General features: G+C 66.0%; 6 protein-coding genes. 3 read left to right on the top strand and 3 right to left on the bottom strand.

The window, feature by feature from the left end:
- Together AC1DNE_RS30185 and AC1DNE_RS30180 are read left to right on the top strand one after the other, a co-directional pair.
- The coding region (locus AC1DNE_RS30185; RefSeq protein WP_476841362.1) for a hypothetical protein at positions 1-340 on the top strand (340 nt) is incomplete at its 5' end.
- A gap of 296 nt (positions 341-636) precedes the next feature.
- Positions 637-987 carry an Atu4866 domain-containing protein gene (locus tag AC1DNE_RS30180; RefSeq protein WP_441473857.1) on the top strand — a complete coding sequence of 117 codons (351 nt, stop codon included), beginning with the start codon at positions 637-639 and terminating at the stop codon, positions 985-987.
- 84 nt (positions 988-1,071) lie between these two features.
- Here AC1DNE_RS30180 and AC1DNE_RS30175 read toward each other — a convergent pair whose 3' ends face one another.
- Positions 1,072-1,683 carry an NAD(P)-dependent oxidoreductase gene (locus tag AC1DNE_RS30175; RefSeq protein WP_441473856.1) on the bottom strand — a complete coding sequence of 204 codons (612 nt, stop codon included), beginning with the start codon at positions 1,681-1,683 and terminating at the stop codon, positions 1,072-1,074.
- A gap of 124 nt (positions 1,684-1,807) precedes the next feature.
- Between AC1DNE_RS30175 and AC1DNE_RS30170 the strand changes: the two genes are divergently transcribed.
- Positions 1,808-2,215, top strand: coding sequence for a winged helix-turn-helix transcriptional regulator (locus AC1DNE_RS30170; protein WP_441473855.1), 408 nt, complete (start codon positions 1,808-1,810; stop codon positions 2,213-2,215).
- Here the strand turns inward: AC1DNE_RS30170 and ligD are convergent.
- The gene (gene ligD / locus AC1DNE_RS30165) at positions 2,202-4,727 is read right to left on the bottom strand and encodes a DNA ligase D (RefSeq protein WP_476767194.1); all 2,526 of its coding nucleotides are present in this window, start codon (positions 4,725-4,727) and stop codon (positions 2,202-2,204) included. The genes AC1DNE_RS30170 and ligD overlap by 14 nt on opposite strands.
- A 202-nt stretch (positions 4,728-4,929) precedes the next feature.
- Positions 4,930-5,805, bottom strand: a complete 876-nt coding sequence (gene ku, locus AC1DNE_RS30160; RefSeq protein WP_441473853.1) for a non-homologous end joining protein Ku — start codon at positions 5,803-5,805, stop codon at positions 4,930-4,932.
- Between the last annotated feature and the right edge of the window lie 195 nt (positions 5,806-6,000).

The following is a 6,000-nucleotide window of genomic DNA, read 5'->3' as shown; positions in this document are numbered from 1 at the left end:
GGCCGAACAGAGCGCCGCCTCCGCCAATGCGCTTTCCGGCCGGATCGGCCAGCTCAACGAGCTGGTCGCGACCTTCCGCACCAGCCGCGAGGCGGTGGGGCAGTCAGGCTATCCGCAGCCTGTCCCGGCAGCGCGCCCGGCGAAAGCCGCGCCTCGCGCCGCGGCGCGCCCTGTGGCCGTCACGGCAGCCGCCCCCGCCGTATCCGCCAGGGCTCCGGCGGCCGAGCCGGAGCGGCTGCGCAAGCTCGCCGAGGCCGCCTTCGCCCAGTCCAAGGCCACCCCCGCCCCGCGCAAGGTCGCCAATGGCCGCGCCCAGGATGCAGGCTGGGAAGAGTTCTGAGGCGGGAAGGCCCGCCCGACACGACACGACGCGGCGCCCCGAAAGGGCGCCGTTTTTCGTCGATCTTGAATTTTCTGGGCGGCGGCACCTTGCGCCGAGCGGGTATCGACCTATCTCTGCGACAGGCGCCGGGACTTCATGCCCCTTCAAGACGCCGACATCGCAAACAGATTCGTGACGACCGTCGTGCCGCCTTCCTCGGAATCGGCAGATGCTTCGCCGCTTGCTGACAGGTCCCGACGGGGATGTCTGCGACAAGCGGTTTCAGCCGTCACTAGAACAGGGAGACGAAAACCATGCCATTCAGCCAGGTTCTTCAGACTCTCGGCCAGCTCGCCTCCGGCTTTACGCAAGCCAGCCGCCCCACCCGCCTGCTCGAGATCGATCTCGAGGACAGGGGCGGCCCAACCCCCTTCGAGCAGGCCGCCATCGGGACGTGGAAAACCGAGGACGGGTCGATTCTGATCGATCTGCGGCCGGACGGGCAGTTCCACAAGGCCAAACCGGCTGCCGGCGCCCAGCATCGCGGCCGCTATGCGGTCGATCGCTCGAAGCTCTATTTCGAGGGCGAGACCGGATGGGTCGCGCTGGGCAAGCTCAAGCGCGGTACGCTCAGCATCGGCGAGAAGCACTTCCGCAAAGCGTAACGCGACGCCAAACAAGCTACAAAAGGGCCGTGCCTTCGCGAGAAGGCACGGCCCTTTCTTTTTCGGAGTCGTTCGCAGCGCCGGTTAGTAGCCGACCGTGAAGCGGCGGCGGCTATGAGCGGGCTTTTCCAGTTCATCGACGAGTGCGATGGCGTAGTCCTCCGCCGAGATCGCGCTGTTGCCCTTGCCGTCGACCAGGAGCAGGTCGGTGCCGAGCCGGAACTTGCCGGTGCGCTCACCCGGCTGGATCAGCGCCGAAGGCGAGAGGAAGGTCCAGTCCAGGCCCTGCTCCAGCTTCAGCAGATCGAGGAAGACGCCACCTTTCTTCGCCTCGTCGAGATAGGCGGCCGGAAATTCCGGCGTATCGAAGAGTTTGACGCCCGGCGCCACTTCGAGGCTGCCGGCCCCGCCGACGACGAGATAACGCTTCACGCCCGATTGCTTCACGGCCGCGAGCAGGAGCTCCGGATCGCTGGCGGTGAAATGGACGGCGCTGATCACCGCGTCATGGCCGGCAAGGAGCTTCGCCAGCCCGTCCTTGTCGAAGATATCCCCCTTGACGGCAGTGACGCCGGGCGAGGCCGCGACCTTCTCCGGATTGCGGACAATGGCGGTGACGGCGTGGCCGCGCGACGACAGCTCAGCGAGCAGGCGCGAGCCGATAAATCCGCTGGCGCCGATCAGTGCGACTTTCATGACAGAGGCTCCTTGTTATGGTATCTGGTAGATACCTGCACTCCAATGGAACCTATCTGGTCATGCCGCGCTGCCCCGTAAAGTAGGCACTTTCGCGCGACATGGTCACCTCTCGGAAACCGCCATGCTCAGACGTCCCGACCCTTTCCAGGCGCTTTGCCCGACGCGGCGCGTGCTCGACCGCATCGGCGACACCTGGGCCGTGCTGATCCTGATCGCGCTCGACGACGGCACGCTGCGCTTCAACGAACTCAGGCGCCGGATCGAGAACATCTCGCAGAAGATGCTGTCGCAGACGCTGAAGAGCCTCGAACGCGACGGGTTGGTCCGGCGCGAGGTCTTTCCGACCGTGCCGGTCACCGTCGAGTATTCGTTGACCGAGCTCGGACGCACGCTGTCGCAGACGGTGCATCAGCTCACCCTCTGGGCGGAAGCCCATATCGGCGAGGTCGAGGAAGCGCAGCGACGCTATGACCGCGGCTTGCCGCCGTCGGCAAGCGTTCGCATTCCGGTCCCGCTCACCCCCCGGTAAGCGACTTGCCCGCCGTGAAGAAGCCGCTCCAGAGATCGGGCGGCAACGCGCCATCGAGGATGTCGCGGGCCTTGAAGGCATCAGGCTCCAGGCGGGAAATGTCACCCCACGCCACCGGCATCGCCAGTGTCGCGCCCGGCCGGGCGCGGGTCGAATAGGGGGCGATCGCGGTCGCACCGCGGCCATTGCGGAGATAGTCGATGAAGATGCGGCCACGCCGCGCCTTCTTCGACAGAGTCGCGGTGTAGAGCTTCGGCTCGGCCTGCTCCATCGCCTTTGCGAAATCGCGGGCGAAACCCCTGACGCGTTCCCAATCCGCTTTCGGCTTCAACGGCAACACGACATGAAAACCCTTGCCGCCGGAGACCTTCAGCAAGCTTTCGAAGCCGAGTTCGTCGAGATGGCGGCGGATCGTCAGCGCCGCCTCCCGCACGCGCTCGATCGGCACGCCCGTGTCGGGATCGAGATCGAAGATGATCTGGTCCGGGGTCTCGATAGCGTCCATGGTCGCACCCCAGACATGGATCTCGACCGTGCCGAGCTGGACGAGAGCGGCGAGCCCATCGAAATCCTCGATGTAGATCAGCTCCTCCCCGTCGGAATCCTGGCGGCGTTTGACGGCCTCGTGCAGGCCCGGGCCTGCGTGTTTCTGGAAGAAACGGGAGCCTTCGATGCCGTTCGGCGCGCGCACGAGGCTGAGCGGACGGCCCACGACGAAGCGCTGCATCAGCGGCCAGATTTTCGCGTAATAGGCGAGCAAATCCTGCTTGGTGAAGCCGATATCCGGCCAGAGCGGCTTGTCCGGGCTCGACAGTTTCACGACGGTCTGCACCGGCGCCGCCTTTTTGGAAGAAGCTGGTGCGGCCTTGCTGCCTCTCGTCTTCTCCGGGACCGGTTCGGCCGGCATCTCGGCGACGATCTCCCCGGCCGGCTTGTCCTCGCGCAGCCCCAGGAACGAGGCGTGGCGCAAGGTCTTCGAAGCCGTCCAGGCGCGGAACTCGACCTCTGCAACCAACTCGGGCTTCACCCAGACGACGCCGCGCTCGCGGCCCGCGGCGCCCTTGAAAGGCGAGCTGTCGGTCGCGATCGCATCGAGCCTGGCCTTCAGCGCGGCGGCCGACTTCGCGGTGAAGCCGGTGCCGACGCGACCCGCGGGCTTCAGCTCGCCATCCTCATAATAGCCTGCGACGATCGAACCGAGATTGCGCGGGGAGGCCTGCGACGGGGCATAACCGGCGATCACGAATTCCTGGCGCTGCGTGCATTTCGACTTGATCCAGTCGCGGCCGCGCCCGCTGCGATAGGGCGCATCCGCCCGTTTCGAGATCACGCCTTCGAGCCCCATGCGGCAGGCATGGTTCAGCATGGTCTGGCCGGGCTCGACGAAATGCTCGCTGTAGCGCAGCGGCCCATCGGCCGGGCTGCCCTCCAGGAGGTGCTGTAGCCTTTCCTTGCGCGCGAGCAGCGGCTCGTCGCGCAGATCCTCGCCATCCAGATGGATGAGATCGAAGGCGAAGTAAGCGAGGCCGCCGGTCTTTCCTTCCGAGAGCGCCTGCTGCAGGGCAGAGAAGGACGAGATGCCGTTGGAGCCGAGCGCAACGACCTCGCCGTCGATCAGCGCGGTCTCGCAGGGCAGGCCGGCCAGCGCCGCGACAAGGCTCCTGCCGAAGCGGGCCGTCCAGTCGAGGCCCGAGCGCGTGAGCAGCTTGACGTCGCCGTGGTCGATGCGGGCTTCCAGCCGGTAGCCGTCGAACTTGACCTCGTGCAGCCAGCTTTCGCCGGTCGGCGGCTTCTCCTGCAAGGTCGCGAGGCAGGGCTCGACGAAGGGCGGGAGATCCTCTTCGTCTCTCCGCCGCCTTGCCTTTCGGACGGGCTTCGCCGCAGCGGCCGCCTGCTTTGCAGGCTTGGTCGTGTCCCAGACGGCGCCTCTGTCGGCGTCGGCGCCGATCTGCTCGACCGAGAGGCCCGATTTCACCGAATTCGGCTCGGTCTCGAGGATATCCGCGTCGGTGCGGGCGAATTCGTCCTCCGACTTGATCAGCAGCCAATTGTCGCGCTTCTCGCCACGCCGGGGCTTCAGCCGCACGAGATGCCAGCGCCCCCGCAGCTTGTGGCCCTCCAGCGCGAAGGCGAGGTGGCCCTTCTTCATGCCGGCCGCCGGATCCCCCTCCGGAATCCATTGGCCCTCGTCCCAGACGATAACCGAGCCGCCCCCGTACTGGCCGGCCGGAATCGTGCCCTCGAAGCCGCCATATTCGAGCGGGTGATCCTCGACGTGAACAGCCAGACGCTTCTCGGCCGGGTCGAGGCTCGGGCCGCGCGTCACCGCCCAGGACCAGAGCGCGCCGCCATGCTCGAGCCTGAAATCATAGTGCAGGCGCCGGGCTGCGTGCTTCTGGACGACGAAGGCGCCGCCCTGCGCGGCAGATTTCTTGCCCGTCTTCGCAGCGCCTTTCGGCTCCCGGGTGCGAGAGAAGTCGCGCTTGGAACGATAGAGATCGAGCGTGGACATCAGTCCTCCTCGGAGTCCGCCTGAACTGCGCAGCCCTCGTCCGGCGGAGCTGCCGCAGGCTGCATCTCGACGGACGCTCCAGATGCTTCGCGAGCTTCCTGAAATATCTTTCGAGATGCCGTTCCGGCGGAATGGCATCGCGAAAGACGACGGCTCGTTGAAGTCCCAATCAGATGTCTCGCGCCCTCGCCCATCATGGTGCTCAGGCTCTCTTGCGCGTCTTGCCCGCGGAGCCCTTGACCGCAGGCTTGGCCGCCTTCGCGGATTTGGAACCTGATGCCGGCGCGCCTTTGCTCCCGCCTTCGCCCGCAAGGCTCTTCTTCAGCGCATCGAAGAGGTTGACGACATTGGCGGGTCGTTCAGCCGCCCGCACGACCGGTGGCTTGCGGCCCTTGCGCTTGGCCTCGATCAGTTCGAGCAGCGCGTCCTCGTAGCGATCCTCGAAGCCGGAGGGGTCGAAGGCCGCCTCCTTCTTCTCGATGATATGGGTGGCGAGGTCGATCAGCTCGGGGTCGCTCTTCTGCTTGCCCAGCCCCTCGAAGATCTCGGCGGGCTTCCGGACCGTCTTGTCGTAGCGCAGCGTCGTCAACAGCAGGCCCTTGTCGAAGGGTTCGATCATCACCGGCCGCTCGCGGCGATAGAGCACGATGCGGGCGATGCCTGCCTTCTTCTGCTTCGCCATCGCCTCGCGAATCACGGCAAAGGCCTCCTCCGAGACCTCGTCGGCCGGCGTGACGTAGTAGGGTGTATCGAAATAGATCTGCGGAATGCCGGCGCGATCGACGAAACTCTCGATCGACAGCGTATGCGAGGATTCGATCTGGACCGCGTCGATCTCGTCCTCCTCGATCAGCAGATACTCGTCGTCCCCGACCTCGTAGCCCTTGACCTCGTCGTCGTTAGCGACCGGCTTGCCGGTGACGCTGTCGATATATTGCCGCCGCACCGTGTTGCCGGTCTTGCGGTTGATGATGCGGAAGGAGACCTTCTCGCTCTGGCTGGTGGCGCCGGTGAGCTCGACCGCGCAGGAGACGAGTGAGAGCTTGAGATAGCCCTTCCATGCAGGACGCGGCGCCATCAGACGACCTCCCCCGCGATCGGCCTGATCCCCGCGCCATGATGCCTGATGCAAACGCGCATGACACGACCCCGCGGTCTGGAATGACGATAGCGAGTCAAACCGGCGTCCGGCGCTCCTGTTCCGCACGGCGCTGGCGTTTCCGTCGATTTCGTGTATATGCCCCGCATCCGGCCCGAAAAAGCCGGCTGCGCG

The sequence above is a fragment of the Allobosea sp. 05L423 genome, from assembly GCF_056397745.1.
Note: the sequence above shows the minus strand (reverse complement) of the source record. Positions and strands in the feature narration are given on the sequence as shown.

Bases quoted from the DNA above. Each gene is read 5' to 3' on its own strand.
- AC1DNE_RS30175 (WP_441473856.1), bottom strand. From the start codon at position 1,683: ATGAAAGTCGCACTGATCGGCGCCAGCGGATTTATCGGCTCGCGCCTG.
- AC1DNE_RS30170 (WP_441473855.1), top strand. From the start codon at position 1,808: ATGCTCAGACGTCCCGACCCTTTCCAGGCGCTTTGCCCGACGCGGCGC.
- AC1DNE_RS30180 (WP_441473857.1), top strand. From the start codon at position 637: ATGCCATTCAGCCAGGTTCTTCAGACTCTCGGCCAGCTCGCCTCCGGC.
- ligD (WP_476767194.1), bottom strand. From the start codon at position 4,727: ATGTCCACGCTCGATCTCTATCGTTCCAAGCGCGACTTCTCTCGCACC.
- ku (WP_441473853.1), bottom strand. From the start codon at position 5,805: ATGGCGCCGCGTCCTGCATGGAAGGGCTATCTCAAGCTCTCACTCGTC.